Raw genomic sequence first — 20661 nt, 5'->3', positions numbered from 1 at the left:
TGGGCGCGCTTGCCGGGCTGGGTGGGCGGGGTGTTAGCCCCGGCACAGTCGGGGGTGGGGGGTGCGCTTAGTCGGGGCGCGGGGTGTGGCGTAGACCGGCCGAGCGGTTGGCCGGTGCTGCGGCTGGGGCGGTGGGATGCGCGGCCCGGCGAGAACGGGGTGCCGCCCGTGCCCACCTGTGTCGCCCTGGCGGCACGATTGCCCGCGGGTGGACGGTTGGCTGGGTGGGGCTTTTGGTCGGCGGAGGGAGACGGGTCCGCTGGGGCGTGGGTGCGCGGCTCGGCGAGAGGGGGGTGCTGCCCGCGCCCACCTGTGTCGCCCTGGCGGCACGATTGCCCGCGGGTTGACGGTGGGCTGGGCGTGCGTTCAGCGGCGGAGCAGGACCCGGCGGGTGGCTCGGGCCAGCCGTACCGTCGGGCGGTGCGCTCGTGGTGCCGGACCCGACCGTTCGAGCCACCACTCCCGCAGGGTCCGCCGTGCCGCCGGGTCCTGCGGGTGTCCGGCGAGCAGCAGGTGTTCGGCGAAGTCCAGGGCGTCACGGCGGTAGCCGCCGGTCATCGGGTGGCCGGGGGCGTAGGCGAGGAAGGCGGGACGGTAGGCGGTGCCGAGGATCCGCGGGAGTTCGGGGGCGACCTTGGCCACGACGTCCGCCCGCTTTCCGGCGAGGGCCCGGGCCTGTACGTCCAGCCGAACCCGGTCGAAGCCTTCCGGTACGGGAGTTCCCGCGACCAGCGCGGACAGCAGTGCCGTCTGGGCGAGGGCGAGGCGCTGGCGGGTGAGGTCGTCGGCGGCCGGAGCATGCGCGGAACGGGTGTGGGCGGAGGGCGTCAGGGCGGGCGCGGCCTTCGCGCCGCCCTTCTCCAGGGCCTCCCGTACAGCCACCAACTCCCCCTCCAGCTCGGCCGGTTCGGGGAAGTTCTCGTCCCGCTCCAGCAGAACGCCCGGCGGGGACACACGGGACGCGAGGTCGGTCAGGATGTCCAGGACCGGGCGCGGGACGGGGTGGGCGTGGCTGTCGTGCCAGACGCCGTCGCGTTCGAAGCCGCCGGCGACATGGACGTACGCGATGGCCTCCAACGGCAGTTCGGCGAGCGCCTCGGCCGGGTCCTCGCCGCGGTTGACGTGATTGGTGTGCAGGTTCGCCACGTCGATCAGCAGGCGTACGCCGGTGCGGTCGGCCAGCTCGTACAGGAACTGTCCCTCGGTCATCTCCTCGCCGGGCCACGAGATGAGCGCGGCGATGTTCTCGACGGCGAGCGGCACCGGCAGCGCGTCCTGGGCGATACGGACGTTCTCGCACAGGACGTCGAGGGCGTCGCGGGTGCGCGGCACGGGCAGCAGGTGGCCCGCCTCCAGGCGCGGGGACGCCGTCAGCGGCCCGCCCGCCCGGACGAACGCGATGTGCTCGGTGATCAGAGGCGAACCCAGCGCCTGGGCGCGCTCGGCGAGGGCCGTCAGCCGGCCCTCGTCGGGACGGTCCGCGCCGCCGAGGCCGAGCGAGACGCCGTGCGGGATCACCGTGACCCCGCGCTCGCGCAGCCGCAGCAGTGAGCCGGGGAGGTGGCCGGGGCACACGTTCTCGGCCACGACCTCGACCCAGTCGATGCCGGGCATGCGCTCCACGGCGTCCGCGATCTCGGGCCGCCAACCGATGCCCGTTCCCAGTCGCTTCATGGTCCCCTCCTCGGCTTCCTCCGGCTCCGCGGTGACGCCCCTCGGGCGTGAGGGGGGTATGGCCCCGCCACACGGACCCGAACCCCTTCGCACCTTCCTTCAGAGCAACATTTGAGGTTCGGGGCCGGTCTCGGCCATGCTGCGAGGGCGGTCTCCGCGATCGGTCGTCGACATGGTCGAGAACGACGAGGCCGAACTGGCCGTGGACGATCTCGTGCGAGTGATCGCCTCTCTCCGCATCCGCATCCGCATCCTGCGGACGGAATCCGAGCACATCGTCGCGGCGGCCTCGCAGCTCGACGCGTTGGACTCACTCGCCGAAGTCGAAGTCGGAGTCGGAGTCGACCGATTCATCGCTGACTGGGACGCCTTACCGCGCGACGCCGCGCGTGACGTCGGCGAGGTCAGTACCGCAAGGCGCCGACGCGGTCGTGTCCCTCGACCGCGACCGTCAGCCCGGGCGCGATCTCGGTGAACCCCGCGTCCCGCACCAACGGCAGCCCGCTCGTGATCAGTTCGGCCCAGCGGCCGGGGTCCGCGGTGCGCACGGCCAGCGGGAAACCCGCGTCGCGCCACCCGGCCCGCTCCTCATCCGACAGTTCCCACCAGGCGAGTTGGGCACCGTGCCCGGCCTGGGCCATCGCCTTGCCCGCGGACATGTCCAGGTCCGGGTTCATCCACAGCACGGGCGCCCCCGCGCCCGCCGCCACCGGCGGTTCCGGGTCGTCGAGATCGGTGCCGGAGACCTGGAGCCGGGCGAGGTCCTTGGGCCAGCCGTCCAACGGCACGGGCGGAAAGACCCGCACCTGCGCGGACCTGCCGGTGACGGTGATGCCGGGCAGTGCCTCGGCCCGCCGCCACTCGGCGCCGCGGGCCCGCCGCACGACCTTGCGGATCCGGGCGTCCTGCCATGCGTGGATCGCCTGCGCCCACTCCCCGTCCCCGAGGGACCGCTCGTCGCTGAGCATCACGAGCACGGCGCGGGCGGCGGTCTCCAGAGCGTCGGTACGGGCCGGAGGGGCGCCGCGCTCGATACGGACGACGAGCGGCAGCACGTACTGCGGCGCGCTGTCGCGGGTGCCGGGCTCGGAGCGGAAGGGGTTCTCGTTTTCGGGCGTCGACTCATTGCTCACCCGTACAGTCTGCCAACCCGCACGGGGGACCTACGCTGGACGTATGAGCGAGGACTACTGCACGATCCGCGAGGCGACGCCGCCGCCGAAGGCGGACGGGCCGCCGTACGCGGAGTGCGTGCTGTGCCAGAAGCCCACGGAGCACCCGGAGTCGTACAAGGGGATCACCTTGTGCCCGGTGTGCGAGTGGCAGGAGGCGCAGCGGACGGCCTGCTCGGGCTGAGCGCCGCGGCCCCGATCAGCTCGGACACCTTCACGAACCGGTACCCCCGCTCGCGCAGCTCGGGCACGACCGCGCGCACGGCCCGCTCGGTCGCCGGGGCCGCGCTGCGCGTGCAGTGCATGACGACGACCGAGCCCGGTCGCACCCCCTCGAGCACCTGCCGGGCCACAGCGTCCGCGTCCGTGGCGAAGGCGTCCCCGCTGACCACGTCCCACTGCACGGCGGTGATCCCGGCCGGCGTCAGCGCCTTCAGGGCCCGCCGGTCGTAGCACCCGCCGGGAAAGCGGAAGTACGGCATCGGGTCCGGCACCCCGGCCCTGCGGAACGCGGTGTACGCGCGCTCAACGTCCGCGCGCATCCGGTCCTCGGAGACGGTCGGCAGGCCGTAGCAGTCGTCGGTGAAGGCGTAGTGGCTGTAGGAGTGGTTGGCGATCTCGAAGAGCGGGTCCCGGCCGAGGGAGCGGGCCTGGGCCGGGTACTCCTCGGCCCACCGGCCCGTCATGAACACCGTGGCCGGCACGTCCAGCGCGCGCAGCGTCGAGATCAGCCGCGGATTGTCGAACCGCTCGCCCGCCGCCGCCCGGGGCCCCTGGTCGGCCGTTATGTCGGCGTCGAAGGTGAGTGCGACGGTCTTGTCCGAGGCACGGCGGGGCCCGTTCTCGAACACGGGGGTCAGACCGGCCGGGCCGGGGGCCAGCGTCGGGGGTCGGGAGGGGGCGGCCGAGGGTGCGGAGGGGGCGGGGCGGGGAGCCTGGGTCACCTGGGGAGCGCCGCAGGCGGAGAGGGCGGCCCCGAGGGCACAGGCGGCGGTGACGCGTCGTACAAGAGTGATCACCGTACGAAAGTATGGTGATCACTCTCATCCGGGCGGCCACCATCGCCGGAGTGTCACCCGCACAGCGTCTGGCTCACGGCCCGCTCACTCAGATGTCCCGCTGCTCCAACGGCCGCGTCGCCGGTCCCTGGACCACCTTGCCGTCGGTGTCGAAGCGGGAGCCGTGGCAGGGGCACTCCCAGGCGCGCTCGGCGGCGTTGAACGCGACGAGGCATCCCATGTGGGTGCAGCGCGGGGAGACGGCGTGCAGATGGCCGCCCTCGTCCCGGTACACCGCGAGCCGGCCGCCCTCGGTGCGGACGACCGCGCCCTCGCCGGGCGGCAGCGCCTCGACCGGCGGCGGGGGCCGCAGCCGGTCGCCGACGAAGTGGCGGGCGACCTGGGCCTGGTGCTTGATGAACGACGGGGCCTCACGGACGGTCGAGCGCAGCCGGCGCGGATCGTACAGCTCGCCCCACGCGCACTCCTGGCCGGTGATCAGTGCCGTGAGGAGGCGGCCCGCCATGATCCCGCCGCTCATGCCCCAGCCGCCGAAGCCGGTGGCGACGTAGGTGTGGTGCGCGCCGGGGTGCATCGGGCCGACGAGCGGGACCGTGTCCGTGGGGTCGTTGTCCTGGGTGGCCCAGGCATGCGTGAGGGTGACGTCGGGGAAGTGGTCGGCGGCCCAGTCGGCCAGGTGCTGGAAGCGGGCGCGGGTGTCACCCGTGCCGGGCTTGAAGTGCTCCCCGGTGACGATGAGCAGCCGGTCCTCGCCGTGCGGCGCCGTACGCACGGACCGCGTGCCCTCGTCTGGCGTGATGTACATGCCGTCCGGGTCCCGGTCGGCGCCCATGGTCCCGGCGACGACCAGCTCGCGGCGCGGGGAGAGCCGAGTGAACAGCAGGGCACGGTCGAAGACCGGATAGTGCGTGGCGACCACGACGTCCCGGGCCCTCACCCGTACCCCCGCGTCGGTGGTCAGCCGGCACGGCTCGCCCTCCTCCAGGCCCACGACCGTCGTGTGCTCGTACACCTGTCCGCCCCGGGCGACCAGGTCGTCGGCGAGCGCCAGCAGGTACTTGCGGGGATGGAACTGCGCCTGTCCGGTGACCTTCACCGCGCCCGTCACGGGGAACGGCAGCCCGGTCTCCGTCACGAACGACGCCGGCAAGCCCGCCTCCCGCGCGGCCTCGGCCTCGGCGCGCAGTTCGTCGACGCGGCCCGCCTCGCAGGCGTAGGTGTACGCGCTCCGGCGCTCCCAGTCGCAGTCGACGCCCAGCTCGTCCGCGATCTCCGCGGCCCGCTCGATCGCCTCGGCCTGCGAGCGGGCGTACAGTCGTGCCCCCTCGGGGCCGCGGGTGCGGCGCAGCTTGTCGTAGATCAGGGTGTGCAGGGCGGTGATCTTGGCGGTGGTGTGCCCGGTGACGCCGGCCGCCACCCGGTCGGCCTCCAGCAGCGCCACGTGCCGCCCGGCCCGTGCCAGCTCCCACGCCGTGCTCAGCCCGGCGATTCCGGCGCCGATCACGGCCACGTCCACGTCCAGGTCCGCCGCGAGTGCGGCGCGGTCCGGGCCCGGCGCGGTCTCCAGCCAGTACGAGCCGCTGACATGCGGGTTCTCGGTCATGCGGGCCGGGTACCCCGTCCGCCACGGTTCACTGCGCGAGCAGCCGCCCGCGGGAGCGCGCCACGTCGAAGTCGGCCTTCGGATAGCGCGGGTCCAGCTCCCGCAGATGCTCCAGGAGCAGCCGGCTCACCGCCCAGTTCCGGTACCACTTGTGGCCCGACGGGACCACGTACCAGGGGGCGTACGGCGTCGAGCAGAGCTCCAGGGCGATCCCGTACGCCTCCTGGTACGCGGGCCACAGCGCGCGGTCGTCGATGTCCGACGGGTCGAACTTCCAGCGCTTGTCCGGCCGGTCCAGGCGTTTGAGCAGACGCCGCCGCTGCTCGTCGTAGGAGATGTGCAGGAAGCACTTGATCACCGTCACGCCGTCGTCGGCGAGGGACTTCTCGAACTGGTTGATCTCGTCGTAGCGGCGGTTGATCTCGTCACGCGGGACGAGTTCGCGGACGCGGGCGATCAGGACGTCCTCGTAGTGGGAGCGGTCGAAGATGCCCAGCTCGCCGGGGCGCGGGAGGGCCTTCCTGATCCGCCACAGGAAGGGGTGGGCCCGCTCCTCGGTGGGCGCCTGGAACGCCCGGACGCGGCAGCCGGAGGGGTTGCAGAAGCCGATGACGTGCTTGATCGTGCCGCCCTTGCCGCTGGTGTCCATGCCCTGCAGGACCAGCAGCACCCGTCGCCGGTCGCCCGCGGTGCTCGCCGCCCACAGGCGTTCCTGCAGGTCGGCGAGGTCCTCACCGATACGGGTGGTGGCCGCGTGGCTCGCGGCCCTGTCCCCGGGGCCGAGAGGGACGGAGCCGGTGTCGTAGGAGGACAGATCGATCCGCTCGCCGCCCGGTACGCGCAGCAGCTCACGGAGATCGGCCTGCTTTCCCTTACGGGACTTGTGCCGGGAGTCCTTCTCGGCCACGGGGCACCCCTTCCGCTCCGGCTACCTACGCCACGGGCCCGTCACCGCGAACGTGGTCCCGGGTGTGTAGCAGTTGACGTACATCGTCTCGCCGTCCGGGGAGAAGGTCACTCCGGCGAACTCGCCCCACTCCGGTTCCTCGGGCGTGCCGATGTTCTGGCGGCCGCGGGCCATCGGGTAGACCTCGCCGCGCCGCGTGACGCCGTAGACGTGCTGGGCGCCGTTGCCGTCCTCGCAGACCATCAGGCCGCCGCTGGGCGCGAGACAGATGTTGTCCGGGGACTCGCCGGGGAGCTGGACGTCCGTGTCGGGACCGAAGACGATCACGAGGGTCAGGCGGCGCTCGGACGGGTCGTAGCGCCAGATCTGCCCGAAGTGGTCGGCCGCCGAACCGTCCGCGCTGCGCGCGAACGACGACACGAAGTACACCGACCGACCGCCCCAGTAGCAGCCCTCCAGCTTCTGCGCGTGCGTGATGCCCTTCGGGCCGAAGTCCTGGAGCCGGATGGGGGTTTGGGTGGCGAGCGGGTCCGGTACGTCCACCCACTCGACGCCGTCGAAGCAGGCTCCCGTCTCCTGGATGGAGGACAGGTCGGGTACGCCGGGCACGCGCATCGCCTGGAGCCGGCCGCCCGCGCGCAGCGAACCGAGGCCGCCGAGCGGCTTCTCGGGCAGGAAGCGGTAGAAGAGACCGAAGGGCTTGAGGAAGGCGTCCTCGGTCTCGTAGACGATGCCCCGCTTCGGGTCGACGGCGATCGCCTCGTGCTGGAAGCGGCCCATCGCGGTCAGGGGTACGGCGCCGGAGCGGAGTGGATCGGCCGGATGGACCTCGAAGATGAAGCCGTGGTCCTTGGTGTAGCCGTTGGTGCCGGCCTTGTCCTCGGTCTCCTCGCAGGTCAGCCAGGTGCCCCAAGGGGTCGGCCCGCCCGCGCAGTTGACGGCCGTACCGGCGATCGCGACCCGCTCCGACAGCACCCTGTTGCGGGAGTCCAGGGTCAGGGCCGTACAGCCGCCCTTGCCGGTCGGGTCGTACGTCAGGCCCCGGACCGTCGGGACGGCGAGCGCGGCGGTGTTGCGGTTCTCGTGGTTGCGGACCAGGTGGACCTGCTGGTGTCTGCCCGCGAAGGCCGACATTCCGTCGTGGTTGGAGGGGACCTTGCCCTCTCCGGAGCGCAGCGGGTCGCCCTCGCGGGACAGGACCCGGTAGCGGAAACCTTCCGGCAGGTCGAGCAGGCCCTTCGGGTCGGGGACGAGCGGGCCGTAGCCGGTGTGGCCCAGGGACTGCGCGGCGGCGGTGCCCGTGAAGAGTTCGGAGAGGTTTCCGGCGAAGGCGATCGAGACACCCAGGACGCCCGTGCGGGCGAGCATCTGACGGCGTGTCGTGGAGGTGGCAGCGGTCTCGGACATGGGGGGACGACCTTCCTGCTGGCGGACAGGAACCTGTGACCCCGCCGTGTCTATCACCAACCGACGGCCGCGGGAACCACGCGCGTAGAACGTGTCACGTCTCCAGGGGCCTCTGGACCGACTGCTCGGGAGGCGCCTGCTGGGCCCGCTCCAGGAAGCGCAGCAGCTCCACCGGGAACGGCAGCACCAGCGTCGAGTTCTTCTCGGCGGCGACCGCCACCACCGTCTGCAGCAGCCGCAGTTGCAGCGCGGCGGGCTGCTCCGACATCACCCCGGCGGCCTCGGCCAGCTTCTTCGACGCCTGGAGTTCCGCGTCCGCGTTGATGATCCGGGCCCGCCGCTCACGGTCGGCCTCGGCCTGGCGGGCCATGGACCGCTTCATGGTCTCGGGCAGCGAGACGTCCTTGATCTCGACCCGGTCGATGGTGACGCCCCACTCCACGGCCGGGCTGTCGATCATCAACTCCAGGCCCTGGTTGAGCTTTTCGCGGTTGGACAGCAGATCGTCCAGGTCGCTCTTGCCGATGATGGACCGCAGCGAGGTCTGCGCCATCTGTGAGACCGCGAACTTGTAGTCCTCGACCCTCACGAGCGCGTACGCCGCGTCGACCACCTTGAAGTAGACGACGGCGTCCACGCGCACGGTCACGTTGTCCCGGGTGATGCCCTCCTGGGCCGGCACCGGCATCGTGACGATCTGCATGTTCACCTTGTGCAGCCGGTCCACGAGCGGGATCACCAGGGTGAAGCCCGGCGGCCGCACGCCTCCGGCGAGCCGCCCGAGCCGGAAGACCACCCCGCGCTCGTACTGCTTGACGATCCGCGCCGCCGAGGCGACGTAGACGGCCCCCGCCGCACCGGCCGCGACGGCCGCCGTCAACAGTTCCTGGAGCATCCCGACCTCCTCGTCGAGAGGTCCTTCCTGTCTGCTCCTGCAACGATATGCCCGGTGCCTGGTCCCGGGCCATGGGCGGCCCCGGACCAGGCACCGGGTGTGCTTACGGCGCGGTGGCCTTCACCGGTTCCGGCGTCGTCATCCGCACCGGTTCCGTGCCGACCGCGCTGTGCCGCTCGGCCCAGTTCTCCAGCGCCGTACGGCAGGCGTGGTCGAGGTGGTGCAGCCCGGACAGGTCCAGCTCGACCGGACGGTCCTGGGGCAGCGCCTCCAGACTGTCGAGAATCTTCGGCAGCCTGAGGAAGGTCGCGTTGCCCGACAGGTACGCCTGGACGGGCCCGGCGCCCTTGTCGATGACTTCCAGCTTGATGTGCGAGGCCTCCCAGGCGGTCTTGACGACCGCCAGCGCGAGACCGATGAGCACACCCTCGAACATGCTGACCGCGACGATCGACACGGCGGTGACGACCAGGATCAGCGCCTCGCCGCGGTGCTCGCGCCACAGCGACACGATCTGGCGGACGGGGATGAGCTTGGCACCGGCGTGCACCAGGATGCCCGCCAGGGCCGGGATGGGTATGTAGGCGAGCACCGAGGGCAGCAGTGCCGCGAACAGCAGCAGCCAGACGCCGTGCATGACCCGGGACGCCTTGGTCTTCGCGCCCGCCTGCACGTTCGCCGCGCTGCGCACGATCACCGCGGTCATCGGCAGCGCGCCGAGCACCCCGCAGATCGCGTTGCCGGTGCCCTGCGCCAGCAGTTCCTTGTCGTACTCGGTGCGTGGACCGTCGTGCAGCCGGTCCACGGCCGCCGCGCTGAACAGCGACTCGGCGGACGCGATCAGGGTGAACGCGACGATCGTGGCGAGCAGACCGACGCTCGCGAGGTCGCCGAAGGCGCTCATCGGCGGCGGCTGGATGGAGCCCAGCAGCCCCTGCACCTCGACGGTGGCGACCGGCAGGGAGAACACCAGGGCGGCGAGGGTCGCCAGGCCGACGGCGGCGAGCGGTCCGGGGATCGTGCGCAGCTGCTTCGGCATCCGCTTCCACAGCACGAGTACGGCGATGGTGCCCGCGCCGAGGCCGAGCGAGGCCAGCGCCGCGGTGTTCTGGACGGCGTCGGCGAGGGCGCCGGGCAGTCCGGCTATCTTGCCGAGGCCGGAGGCCGGGGCCTTGGCGTTCGCGACGGAGTACAGCTGCCCGGCGATCAGGACGAGCCCGATGCCGGCCAGCATGCCCTCGACCACGGAGACCGAGATGGCCCGGAAGTAGCGCCCCAGCTTCAGGGCGCCCATGAGGATCTGGAGCAGACCGCTCACGAGGACGATGACCCCGAGCGCGGGAAGGCCGTACTCCTGGACGGCCTCGAAGACCAGCACCGTCAGACCGGCGGCCGGTCCGGAGACCTGGAGGCTGCTGCCTCGCATCAGGCCGGTGACAATGCCGCCGACGATGCCGGTGACGAGCCCCAGCTCGGCCGGGACGCCGGAGGCGACGGCCACGCCGACGCACAGCGGGAGGGCGACGAGGAAGACGACGAGGGAGGCGGCGAAGTCCTGCCGCAGATGAGGGAACCTGCTTCGCTGTTCCACGGCCGGCCTCACAGCGCCTGGAAGGCGTCGGAGGACGCGTCGTGGGTCAGGACGCACCCCGTGTGCACTTCGTAGTACCAGGCGTGCAGCGACAGTTGGCCGTCCGTCAGCTTCTTGTCGATGAACGGGTACGAGCGCAGCCGCAGTACCTGCGTCAGGACGTGACTCTGCACGCCCTCGGCCACGGTCGGATCCTCGGCCGCGCCCATCGGGCGCGGGGCGGCGTGCGTGAGCCAGTCGCGCACGGCCGGTACGGCGGTCAGGTCGTCGCCGCGGACGAGGGCGCCGACGGCACCGCAGTGCGAGTGCCCGCAGACCACGATGTCGTTGACGCCGAGTACCTCCACCGCGTACTCGATGGTGGCAGCCTCGCTGGTGGGGTGCTCGGAGGCGTACGGCGGGACGATGTTGCCCGCGGTGCGCAGCTCGAAGAGCTCTCCGGGGCGGGCGCCCGTGATCAGTGCCGGGACGACCCGGGAATCGGAGCAGGTGATGAACAGGACCTGCGGAGACTGGCCTTCGGCCAGCCTGGCGAACTCCTCAGGGCGCTGTCCGAACGTGCGGGCGTTGTCGATGAGGGGCTGCATGTGTGGTGACTCCTCCTGGCGCACCAAAGGCGCGTCGGGCTTACATGACAGAGGTGGGGGGAGAACAGCTGCTCTGCTGTCAGCAGCGGAAGACCTGAAGTGCGGCCGGAGCAGGGGCTGTCGGGGGTCTCGACAGCCGGAAGACACCGGGTACGAGGGATGTGCGTACGGCCGCCGCGTCCTGGGCCGGCAGTGGGCGCTCGGGCCCTGCGGGGGCGAGGTCGACGGCGCGGTGCCGGTCACGGTTGCGCAGGGGACCGGTCGGGGCCCCGGCGGGGTCACAACTCCGGTGCGTCGCGGACTCGTCGCGCAGCGCCTTGCCGGAGGGCTTGGTTCCGGGCTGAGCTTTGGCCTCTGCGTGACGGATTGTGTGCGCGGATGCGAAGGATGCGGTGGGTGCGAAGAACTGGAGGGCGAGCAGGACGGTCGCGAGGGCCGTGATCACGGTCCGTACCGTCGTACCTCGGAACATGCGCCCCCCTCCGGTAGTTCACACCTCTAGTCCGTACCAACGATTGGTCAATGACTGGTCAAGAAACACATTAACCCTGCAAAGTTGTTTGCAGGGTTAACTTAACGTTTCGACCTGAAGAGAGGCTGAAGCGTGCCGGGTGCTTGGCGTGAACCGACTCTTGATCTTGCTGAGTCGGTGAGCTAGAGCAGGCTCTAGGCGGGCTCGACCAGGGCCTTGGCGTCCCGGGCCAGTGCGGTGAGGCGGGAGATCGCCCGGAAGTACTTCTTCCGGTAGCCCCCGTTGAGCATCTCCTCGCTGAACAGCTGATCGAACGGCAGCCCCGAGGCCAGGACCGGGACCTCGCGGTCGTAGAGCCGGTCCGCGAGCACGACGAGCCTCAGGGCCGTCGACTGGTCGGGAATCGGCCGGACGTCGGTGAGGCAGACCGCCTTCAGATCGTCGGTCAGGGCGCCGTAGCGGCTGGGGTGGACGCGGGCGAGATGGTCCAGGAGTTGCGGGAAGCCGTCGAGCGAGGCGCCCGGCGTGCGGTGCGCGGCCTGGGTGACCTGCTCGTCGGTGAAGGGCGCCGGTGCCTCGGGCAGACCGCGGTGACGGTAGTCCTCGCCGTCGATGCGCAGCGACCGGAAGTGCGCTGACAGCCCCTGGATCTCGCGAAAGAAGTCGGCCGACGCGAACCGGCCCTCGCCGAGCTTGCCCGGCAGGGTGTTGGAGGTGGCGGCGAGGGCGACGCCCGCGTCCACGAGCTTGCCGAGCAGGGTGGAGACGAGGACGGTGTCGCCGGGGTCGTCCAGCTCGAACTCGTCGATGCACAGCAGGCGGTGACCGGACAGGGTCTGAACCGTCTTCTGGAAGCCGAGGGCGCCGACCAGGTTCGTCAGCTCCACGAAGGTGCCGAACGCCTTGAGCTCGGGCTCGGCCGGGGTGGCGTGCCAGAGGGAGGCGAGCAGGTGGGTCTTGCCGACGCCGTAGCCGCCGTCGAGATAGACGCCGCGAGGGCCGGACGGAGTCTGAGGGGTCTTGCTCCTCCCGAAGCCCAGGAAGCCGCGCCTGACCTTGCCGGCACCGGAGGCGTGCGCCCCGCCGAGCCCGGCGGCGAAACCCTCGAGAACCCGCACGGCCTCGGTCTGGCTGGGCTGGTTCGGGTCCGGGATGTACGTCCCGAACCGCACCGAGTCGAACCGCGGCGGCGGCACCATCTCGGCGACCAGCCGGTCCGCGGGGACATGCGGCTCACGGTCGCACAGGGACAGCGGGGCGGCGTCGGCTATCGGGCCGAATCCGGACGCGGCGGGAGAGGTAGGCACGGTCACCCATGCTAGGGCCTGCCCGGGGGGCCGGGCGGGCCGGGTGGATGGGGTGGGGGTGGCTGTGCCGGGTCGGGGAGTCGGGGCGGGGTGCCGGACCCCCGCGGCCTGGGCGGGAGCGGCTGGGTGGGACTGGACCAGGTCGGGTGGGTCGGTGCTGTGGTGGCGATGGTGGCGAGGCGGGGGCGTGCCGGGATCCCCGCGATCTCGGCGGGAGCCGGCTGGTAGGTCCGGGTGGGCGGGTTGGGGTGGCTGTGGTGGGGCGGGTGGTGTGCGGCCCCGGGGCACGGGCGGGAGTGGCTGGGTGGGCGTGGGCGGTCGGGTGGGTGGTGCTCGGGGCGGTCGTGGTGAGGCCCGGGGCGGCTGTGGTGAGGCTGTGGTGGGGCGGGTGGTGTGCGGCCCCGGGGCACGGGCGGGAGTGGCTGGGTGGGCGTGGGCGGTCGGGTGGGTGGTGCTCGGGGCGGTCGTGGTGAGGCCCGGGGCGGCTGTGGTGAGGCTGTGGTGGGGCGGGTGGTGTGCGGCCCCGGGGCACGGGCGGGAGTGGCTGGGTGGGCGTGGGCGGTCGGGTGGGTGGTGCTCGGGGCGGTCGTGGTGAGGCCCGGGGCGGCTGTGGTGAGGCTGTGGTGGGGCGGGCTGGGTGCCGGGCCTCGCGGCCCGGGCTGGAGTGGCTGGGTGGGTGTGGGCGGTCGGGTGGGTGGTGCTCGGGGCGGTTGTGGTGGGGCGGGAGGGGGTGCCGGACCTCGCGACTCTGGTGGAGGGTGCTCGGTAGGGCTGGGCAGGCTCTGTGGCGAGGCCGGGGGTGGCGTACCGCGGCCCCGTGGCCCCGGTGGGCAGACCCTGCGGCGAGGTGGGGAAAGCCGTGCAGCCCCCGCGGCCCCGGGGAGGCCGCTGTGTCCGTGCCACACTGCAAGGCATGCGACGCCTGTTCCCTGTGACCGACGAAACAGTGGCCCGGAACCCGGGTGAGGCTCCTGCTGGGGAGGGGGTGGGGGGTGTTCCTGAAGGCGCCGGTGGCGTCGGACGCGCTCATCTCGTGGACCGGGAATGGAGCCTGGCCGAGCTGGCCGCCGCCTATGCGTATCCCGAGCTCGGGGCCCAGGGCGCGACCGGAGCCGGTTCCGGTGGGCCGGGGGCCTGGCTGCGGGCCAACATGGTCTCCACGCTCGACGGGGCCGCCCAGCACGACGGCCGGTCGCAGCCCATTTCCAGCGCCGCGGACATGCGGATCTTCGGCACCCTGCGGGCCCTCGCGGACGTGGTGATCGCCGGCGCGGAAACGGTACGCCAGGAGGGGTACCGGCCAGCACGCGCGCGTGAGGAGTTCGCGGAGATGCGGGAGGCGGCCGGGCAGGGGCCCGTCCCCGCGATCGCGGTGGTCAGTGCCAGCCTGAACCTGGACTTCAGTCTTCCGCTGTTCACCTCGCCCCTGGTGCCCACCCTGATCCTCACGGGCGCCGCCGCGGCCCCGGACCGGATCGCGGCGGCCGAGAAGGCGGGCGCCCGGGTGGTCGTCGCCGGTGACGGCGTCGGAGTCGAGCCCGCCCGCGCCGTACGGGCCCTCGCTGAGCTCGGTCACACCCGCCTGCTCACGGAGGGCGGCCCGCGGCTGCTCGGCCAGCTGGTGGCAGCCGGGGTGCTCGACGAGCTCTGTCTGACCGTGGCCCCGATGCTCACCGCGGGGGACGCGCAGCGCATCGCCGGCGGACCCGCGGTGGCGGTACCGCATCGGTTCGCGCTGGCGTCCCTGCTGGAGGAGGAGGGCTTCCTCTTCAGCCGCTACCGGCGGCCGTGAGGCCGGCCGCTCCGGAAACGCGTTCGATCGCAACCGCTGGTTCCGACATCGGCGGAATATGTCGTTCCGTTTAGCTTTCGACGGGCACACTGAAACCGGCAGTACCCGTGCGATCTCGGGGCAGGATGGTTTCCGCAGGGCCTCCACGGCCCACGGAGGAGAGAGGGCGCTCGGCCCTCGAAGGAGAAGGGGCGCCTGGTGTTCACAAGCGTTTTGATGATCGAGAAGGCCCTTACGTCCGCCGACGTGGAGTTCGTCACCACCTTGCACGGGGACGAGCCGGTCGCCTTCCACGTACTGCTGCAGCCGCGCGGCGACCAGGCGGACCGGCTGCTGAGGGCCATCGACGACGTCGCACTCGGCGAGATCGACGAGGCCGCCCGGGAGCGGGAGGTGCCGGAGGGCGACGAGGCGAGGGGGCCCGGCGAGCAGGCCCTCGACGTGTCGCTGCGGGCCCTGCGGGCGGCCGGCAGCGAGGCGGAGGGGCGGCTGATCGAGAACCATCCGCTGGACGCGCTCAAGTCCCTGGTCGGCGAGATCGACGCGGACGAGGTGATCGTGCTGACCGATCCCCACTACGTGGAGGAGTTCTTCCACCGGGACTGGGCCTCGCGGGCGCGGCACAAGGTGGGGGTACCGGTGCTCAAGCTCTTCTCGCACAGCAAGGCCTGACGTTCCAGCCGAGGCCCGTCGCGGGTGCCATAGGGTTTGCGGTACCTGAAACGTTCGCCGTACCACCCCAGGAGACACGCATGGCACCCGGCCTTCCCACCGCCATGGACCGACCGCACTTCATCGGCATCGGCGGCGCCGGAATGTCGGGGATCGCCAAGATCCTCGCGCAGCGCGGGGCGAAGGTGGCGGGCAGTGATGCCAAGGAGTCCGCGACCGCCGAGGCGCTGCGCGCGCTGGGCGCGAGCGTGCACATCGGGCACGCGGCGGAGTATCTGGCCGACGACGCGACCTGCGTCGTCGTCTCGTCGGCGATCCGGGCCGACAACCCGGAGCTGGCCCGGGCGGCCGAGCTGGGGATTGAGGTCGTCCACCGTTCGGACGCCCTGGCCCGGCTGATGGACGGCCTGCGTCCGATCGCGGTCGCGGGCACCCACGGCAAGACCACGACCACGTCGATGCTGGCCGTGTCGCTGAGGGAGCTGGGCCTGCGGCCGTCGTACGCGATCGGCGGCGACCTGGACGAGCCCGGCTCCAACGCCCTGCACGGCGAGGGCGAGATCTTCGTCGCCGAGGCGGACGAGTCGGACCGCAGCTTCCACAAGTACGCGCCCGAGGTCGCCATCGTCCTGAACGTCGAGCTCGACCACCACGCCAACTACGCCTCCATGGACGAGATCTACGAGTCCTTCGAGACGTTCGTGGGCAAGATCGTGCCCGGTGGCACGCTGGTGATCACGGCGGATCAGGAGGGCGCGCGGGAGCTGACGCGGCGGCTGGCCGGGTCGGTGCGGACTGTGACGTACGGGGAGTCCGAGGGCGCCGACGTGCGCGTCCTGTCCGTGACGGCGCAGGGGCTGAAGAGCGAGGTCACCGTCCTCCTGGACGGCGAGGAGCTCACCTTCACGGTCTCCGTGCCCGGCCGTCACTACGCGCACAACGCGGTGGCCGCGCTCGTGGCGGGCGTGGCGCTGGGCGTCCCGGCCGCCGAGCTGGCCCCGGCGCTGGCCGCGTATACCGGTGTGAAGCGGCGCCTGCAGCTGAAGGGCGAGGCCGCGGGTGTCCAGGTCATCGACTCCTACGCCCACCACCCGACGGAGATGACGGCGGACCTGGAGGCGATGCGCGCGGCGGCCGGTGACGCCCGCATCCTGGTCGTCTTCCAGCCCCACCTCTTCTCCCGGACGCAGGAGCTCGGCAAGGAGATGGGCCGGTCGCTGTCGCTCGCGGACGCGTCGGTGGTCCTGGACATCTACCCGGCCCGTGAGGACCCGATCCCGGGCATCACGAGCGAGCTGATCATCGAGGCGGCGCGGGCCGCGGGCGCGGACGTGACGCCGGTCCACGACAAGGGCGCGGTGCCGGAGGTGGTCGCGGGAATGGCGAAGCCCGGTGATCTCGTTCTCACCATGGGCGCGGGTGACGTGACGGACCTCGGCCCGCGGATTCTGGACCGTCTCGCACAGAAGTAGAGGGGTTGGCCGACATGTCGTACGACGTCGAGAAGCCGGACGAGCAGTGGCGCGCGGAGCTGACCCCGTCGGAGTACGCCGTGCTGCGGCAGGCCGGTACGGAGCCCGCCTTCGTCGGTGAGTACACGGACACCAAGACCGAGGGTGTCTACTCCTGCCGGGCCTGCGGCGCCGAACTGTTCACCTCCACCACGAAGTTCGAGTCGCACTGCGGCTGGCCGAGCTTCTACGACCCGCGCGACACGGACGCGGTCGAGCTCGTCCAGGACCGGTCCCACGGGATGGTGCGGACCGAGGTGCGGTGTGCGCGGTGCGGGTCGCATCTCGGGCACGTGTTCGAGGGGGAGGGGTACCCGACACCCACGGACCAGCGGTACTGCATCAACTCGATCTCGCTGCGGCTGACCCCCGCGGGGGAGTGACCTGACGGTCAGCGTGGCGCTGCCGTGCTGCTCCTGACGACCAGGCTGGTCGGGACGAGTTCGGTTCCGGCCTTCGGGTCGCCGTGCGTGCGGATCTGGCGGAGGACGCCCTGTACGCAGCGGCGGCCCACCTCGGCGAAGTCCTGGTGGACGGTGGTGAGGGGCGGGACGAAGAACGCCGCGTCGGGGATGTCGTCGAAGCCGACGACGCTGACGTCCTCGGGGACGTGGCGGCCGCGTTCGTGGAAGGCGCGCAGCAGGCCCAGGGCCATCTGGTCGTTGGCGGCGAACACCGCGGTGCAGTCGGGTTCCTCGGCGAGCGCGAGGCCGGCCGTGTAGCCGGACTCGGCCGTCCAGTCGCCGTGCAGGGGCGGCGGCACCGGGCGCCCGGCCTCCTCCAGGACGGTGCGCCAGGCCTGGGTCCGGCGCTGGCCCGCGAACGAGGTCTCGGGACCCGTCACATGCCATACGGTCCGATGTCCCAGGTCGAGCAGATGCCTTACGGCTTTCCGCGCGCCGTCGGCCTGGTCCGTGTCGACCACGCTGTAGCGGTCCCCGGCGTCCGAGTCCACGACCACGACATGGACGCCGGGCGGGAGTTGGACCGTGGCGGCGTCGAGCAGGTGGATCTCCATGATGACGACGACGGCGTCGACGGCCAGCTCGCCCATGCGCGTGAAGGCGCCCAGCACGTTGTCCTGGGTCGGCACGTCGATGGGGATCAGGGTGATCGCGTACCCCTCGGCCGCGGCGTGCGTGGCGATCGCCTCCACGGTACGGCTGTTGCCCGTCGAGGACAGGCTGAAGAGGATCACGCCGATGGTGTTGAACTGGCCGTAACGCAGGGCCCGGGCGGCGCTGTTGGGCCGGTAGCCCAGCTCGCGCATCGCCGCGAGCACCTGCTCCCGGGTCGAGGGGATCACTCCGGAATGACCGTTGGAGACCCGTGAGACCGTCTGGGACGAGACGCCCGCGAGCTGGGCGACGTCCGCCATGGAGACGCGCTGCTTGCGACGCCCGCCGGGCACACCCGAGCCGCCCCGTTCCACCACTGGTGCCTCCTTCGACGCGGGTCCGCCTGTTGCCCGACGCACCGGATGTTACGTGTGGGAAACCTTGACGGCCGCTGGGGCGGATGTCACGATTCCGGCGCCGCCAAGTTTACGTAAACATCGTCCCGGGACCCCACCCCGAGAGCCGGCCCCCGAACGTTGCCGTACATGTTTACGTAAACATCTGTGATCCTGAAAGGGCACATCGATGCGCAAGACCCCCACCCGAGCCCGCTTCACGCCCCGGCTGCGAACCGCCTTCGTCGCGGTCGCGATCGCCGCGATCAGCGGCACCACCCTCGCCGGCAGCCCCGCCTCCGCCGCCGCGCCGAAGACCGACACGACCCAGTTCAAGGGCGTGAACTGGGCCGACCCCCGCGACAACTTCGCCGACGACCCGGTCGTCCTGTCCGGTCTGTCGCTCTCCGACACCTACGCCCAGACCTACACCAAGGCGAGCCGGATCATCTCGGCGTTCCGAGCGAACCTCGGTGCCAACACCGTGCGGCTGCCCATCAACCCGTACACGGTCAACGGCTCCTACTGGAAGTCGTATCGCGCAGTCATCGACGCGGCGTCGGACAAGGGCTTCAAGGTCATCGTCTCCTACTGGGAGGGGACGGGCGCCCAGAAGGACGGCTTCATCGACGACGAGGCCACCTACTGGCCCATGTGGAACACCGTCGTCAAGGCCTACAAGAACGACAGCCGTGTCTACTTCGAGCCGATGAACGAGCCGCACGGCTACACCGACACCGAGTGGGCCGACATCGCCGCGAAGTGGCTCGCGACCTACCCGTCCGTCCCCCGCAACCGGGTATTCGTCAGCGGCGCCGGCTACAACGACCACGTCACCTCGGTCTGCGCCGACCCGCGCCTGAAGGGCACCTACCTCTCCCTGCACCACTACGGGTTCTGGAAGGACTACGCGACCTACGACCAGTGGGTGGCCGACCTCAAGGTGCGCATCGGCGACTGCGCGAACCGGACCGTCGCGGACGAGTTCGGCTCCCCGATGACCACCGGCCTGAACTACAACGTGCCGACCCCGGACGACAACTTCGTCAACTACCTCCAGGCCGTCACCGACACCTTCCGTGAGCTCAAGATGGGCTCCGTCTACTGGCCGGGCCTGCGCACCGACGACACCTACTCGCTGCAGACCCTGACCGGCACCACGGCCCGCCCCTGGCTGGCCACCACCAACCAGTCCGGCGCCGACCGCCTCGCCTGGGCCTGGGGCCGCGGCAAGCCCGTCCAGCAGCCCTGACCGGGCCGGATCCAGCTCTTGGTGACCCCCGCGGCCCGACGCGGGGGTCACCCGCTGTTCAGGTGCGGGTGCGTCCGGGAGTGTCCGGACCGGACGCTCCCGGATGTTCGTTCACAGGATCTTGCGATGCACGAGTGCCGACAGGACCAGCGCGCCCGGAATCAGCGGCAGCCAGATCGTCACCATGCGGTAGCCGATGACGGTCGCCGTGGCCAGGCTCAGGGGCGCTCCCAGTGCGGCCATGGCGAAGACCAGGGTCGCGTCCACGGGGCCGATGCCGCCCGGCGCGGGGACGGCCCCGGCGACCGCGCCGGCGACGAGGAACGCGAGGGTGACCTGCGTCCAGGTCAGCGGCAGTCCGAGGGCGGCGCCGACCGAGGCGATCACGCTCGCCTGGAGCAGCGGGGTGGCGGCGGCCCCGCCCCAGAGGGCGGCGACCCGTGCGGGCCGGGTGTGCAGGAGCCTCGCGTCGGTCAGCGCGGTGCGGACGAAGGTCAGGGCGGGGCGACGCAGTGGCGGTATCACCGTCACGAGCAGCGCCGGGACCGCCAGGCCGAGAGTCGCGGCACCGGCGGTCAGCAGCAACGTCCCTTGGTCGGGGGTGAGCTGGGACAGTCGCAGCAGGTCGGGGGAGGCCGCGAGGAACGCCAGGAGGACGAGCGTCTTCGCGATCGGTCTGACCAGTGCGTACAGGGCGAGGGAGGCGGCGGCCCTGGGGAGGGGAACGCCCCGGCCCAGCAGGAAACGCAGGGTGACCGCGTGGGCGCCGACGCTCGCCGGGAGCACGTGGTTCGCGGCACCGGCGGCGAACTGCGACGCGAGCAGCAGCCCCGGCGGAAGCCGGTCGGGCAGGGCGCCCTGCCGTACGCACGCGGCGGCCACCCAGCCGAGGCAGGTGAAGAACACCGCTGCCAGCAGCCACCAGGGGTCGGCGGTGGCCAGCCGGGCGGCGCCGTCGTGCACGGTGGGCCAGTCGAGCGCCGCCCACGCCCCGATCAGCAGGAGCGGGAGCAGGCTCAGCACCTTGGGGAGGAGGCGCGCGGCGGCGGGGGAGCGGCTGGGCGCGGGGCGCGTTCCGGGGGGACCGTCGAGCGGGAGCAGAGACACGGCGCACGTCGTCCTTCCGCGTCACGCCCCGTGCGGTGCGGCGCGCGGCGTGACGGATCCGAGGCGATGCAGGGGCGGGGCGGCAGCGGAGCGGCAGAGCACGAGAGGGGCGGAGCAGGAGAGCGGGCGAGCACGTGGGGACCGCTGTGACTTTCCCGTTCGGTGTGACGCCGTGGTGGCCGGGAGCCGACGGGGCGGGGACCTGTGGTCGTCGGAAGGGAGTGTGCCCAGTGGGTCCTG

19 protein-coding genes are annotated in these 20661 nt (G+C 71.9%); 6 read left to right on the top strand and 13 right to left on the bottom strand.

The window, feature by feature from the left end:
- Positions 1 to 366: 366 nt before the first annotated feature.
- Complete coding sequence (locus ACWBNA_RS24890) at positions 367 to 1674, bottom strand: MbnB/TglH/ChrH family RiPP precursor modification enzyme (protein ID WP_482706726.1); 1308 nt, start codon at positions 1672 to 1674, stop codon at positions 367 to 369.
- Positions 1675 to 2078: 404 nt separating this feature from the next.
- A complete protein-coding gene (locus tag ACWBNA_RS24885; RefSeq protein ID WP_482706725.1) occupies positions 2079 to 2807 on the bottom strand; it encodes a peptidyl-tRNA hydrolase in 729 nt (242 codons plus the stop codon).
- Positions 2808 to 2850: 43 nt separating this feature from the next.
- Here ACWBNA_RS24885 and ACWBNA_RS24880 point away from each other — a divergent pair, with 43 nt between their 5' ends.
- Positions 2851 to 3030: a hypothetical protein gene (locus ACWBNA_RS24880; protein WP_482706724.1), complete on the top strand. Its 180-nt coding sequence runs from the start codon at positions 2851 to 2853 to the stop codon at positions 3028 to 3030.
- Here the strand turns inward: ACWBNA_RS24880 and ACWBNA_RS24875 are convergent.
- The 9 genes from ACWBNA_RS24875 to zapE all read right to left on the bottom strand — a co-directional run bounded on the left by ACWBNA_RS24875 (position 2972) and on the right by zapE (position 12634).
- The gene (locus tag ACWBNA_RS24875; protein ID WP_482706723.1) at positions 2972 to 3865 is read right to left on the bottom strand and encodes a polysaccharide deacetylase family protein; all 894 of its coding nucleotides are present in this window, start codon (positions 3863 to 3865) and stop codon (positions 2972 to 2974) included. The genes ACWBNA_RS24880 and ACWBNA_RS24875 overlap by 59 nt on opposite strands.
- 88 nt (positions 3866 to 3953) lie before the next feature.
- Entirely contained in the window at positions 3954 to 5468 is a 1515-nt protein-coding gene (locus tag ACWBNA_RS24870; protein WP_482706722.1) for an FAD-dependent oxidoreductase, read from the bottom strand.
- A 28-nt stretch (positions 5469 to 5496) separates the two neighbouring features.
- A complete protein-coding gene (locus ACWBNA_RS24865) occupies positions 5497 to 6375 on the bottom strand; it encodes a PPK2 family polyphosphate kinase (RefSeq protein WP_482706721.1) in 879 nt (292 codons plus the stop codon).
- Between the two features lie 21 nt (positions 6376 to 6396).
- Positions 6397 to 7782: a PhoX family protein gene (locus ACWBNA_RS24860; protein WP_482706720.1), complete on the bottom strand. Its 1386-nt coding sequence runs from the start codon at positions 7780 to 7782 to the stop codon at positions 6397 to 6399.
- 94 nt (positions 7783 to 7876) lie between these two features.
- Entirely contained in the window at positions 7877 to 8677 is an 801-nt protein-coding gene (locus ACWBNA_RS24855; protein ID WP_482706719.1) for a slipin family protein, read from the bottom strand.
- Positions 8678 to 8780: 103 nt separating this feature from the next.
- Positions 8781 to 10268, bottom strand: a complete 1488-nt coding sequence (locus ACWBNA_RS24850; protein ID WP_482706718.1) for a SulP family inorganic anion transporter — start codon at positions 10266 to 10268, stop codon at positions 8781 to 8783.
- A gap of 8 nt (positions 10269 to 10276) precedes the next feature.
- Positions 10277 to 10855 (bottom strand): carbonic anhydrase, encoded by a 579-nt coding sequence (locus tag ACWBNA_RS24845; RefSeq protein ID WP_482706717.1) that lies wholly within the window; start codon positions 10853 to 10855, stop codon positions 10277 to 10279.
- Positions 10856 to 10934: 79 nt separating this feature from the next.
- Entirely contained in the window at positions 10935 to 11327 is a 393-nt protein-coding gene (locus tag ACWBNA_RS24840; protein WP_482706716.1) for a hypothetical protein, read from the bottom strand.
- A gap of 194 nt (positions 11328 to 11521) precedes the next feature.
- Positions 11522 to 12634, bottom strand: a complete 1113-nt coding sequence (gene zapE, locus ACWBNA_RS24835; protein WP_482706715.1) for a cell division protein ZapE — start codon at positions 12632 to 12634, stop codon at positions 11522 to 11524.
- A gap of 913 nt (positions 12635 to 13547) precedes the next feature.
- On the opposite strand from zapE, the gene ACWBNA_RS24830 reads away from it, so the two are divergent.
- The 4 genes from ACWBNA_RS24830 to msrB all read left to right on the top strand — a co-directional run bounded on the left by ACWBNA_RS24830 (position 13548) and on the right by msrB (position 16992).
- Positions 13548 to 14426 (top strand): pyrimidine reductase family protein, encoded by an 879-nt coding sequence (locus ACWBNA_RS24830; RefSeq protein WP_482706714.1) that lies wholly within the window; start codon positions 13548 to 13550, stop codon positions 14424 to 14426.
- A gap of 198 nt (positions 14427 to 14624) precedes the next feature.
- Positions 14625 to 15098, top strand: coding sequence for an indole-3-glycerol phosphate synthase (locus ACWBNA_RS24825; RefSeq protein WP_482706713.1), 474 nt, complete (start codon positions 14625 to 14627; stop codon positions 15096 to 15098).
- 80 nt (positions 15099 to 15178) lie between these two features.
- Entirely contained in the window at positions 15179 to 16570 is a 1392-nt protein-coding gene (murC, locus tag ACWBNA_RS24820) for a UDP-N-acetylmuramate--L-alanine ligase (protein WP_482706712.1), read from the top strand.
- 14 nt (positions 16571 to 16584) lie between these two features.
- Entirely contained in the window at positions 16585 to 16992 is a 408-nt protein-coding gene (msrB, locus tag ACWBNA_RS24815) for a peptide-methionine (R)-S-oxide reductase MsrB (protein ID WP_482706711.1), read from the top strand.
- Positions 16993 to 17000: 8 nt separating this feature from the next.
- On the opposite strand, the gene ACWBNA_RS24810 is transcribed toward msrB, so the two are convergent.
- Entirely contained in the window at positions 17001 to 18044 is a 1044-nt protein-coding gene (locus ACWBNA_RS24810; protein ID WP_482706710.1) for a LacI family DNA-binding transcriptional regulator, read from the bottom strand.
- A 208-nt stretch (positions 18045 to 18252) separates the two neighbouring features.
- Between ACWBNA_RS24810 and ACWBNA_RS24805 the strand changes: the two genes are divergently transcribed.
- Positions 18253 to 19314, top strand: coding sequence for a glycoside hydrolase family 5 protein (locus tag ACWBNA_RS24805; RefSeq protein WP_482706709.1), 1062 nt, complete (start codon positions 18253 to 18255; stop codon positions 19312 to 19314).
- A gap of 111 nt (positions 19315 to 19425) precedes the next feature.
- Here the strand turns inward: ACWBNA_RS24805 and ACWBNA_RS24800 are convergent, their stop codons facing one another.
- Positions 19426 to 20421, bottom strand: a complete 996-nt coding sequence (locus tag ACWBNA_RS24800; RefSeq protein ID WP_482706708.1) for a lysylphosphatidylglycerol synthase transmembrane domain-containing protein — start codon at positions 20419 to 20421, stop codon at positions 19426 to 19428.
- Positions 20422 to 20661: the final 240 nt, after the last annotated feature.

The sequence above is a fragment of the Streptomyces sp. Q2 genome (assembly GCF_056820935.1).
The sequence above is the reverse complement of the archived record's forward strand: the minus strand, read 5'-3'. Positions and strand labels throughout refer to the sequence as shown.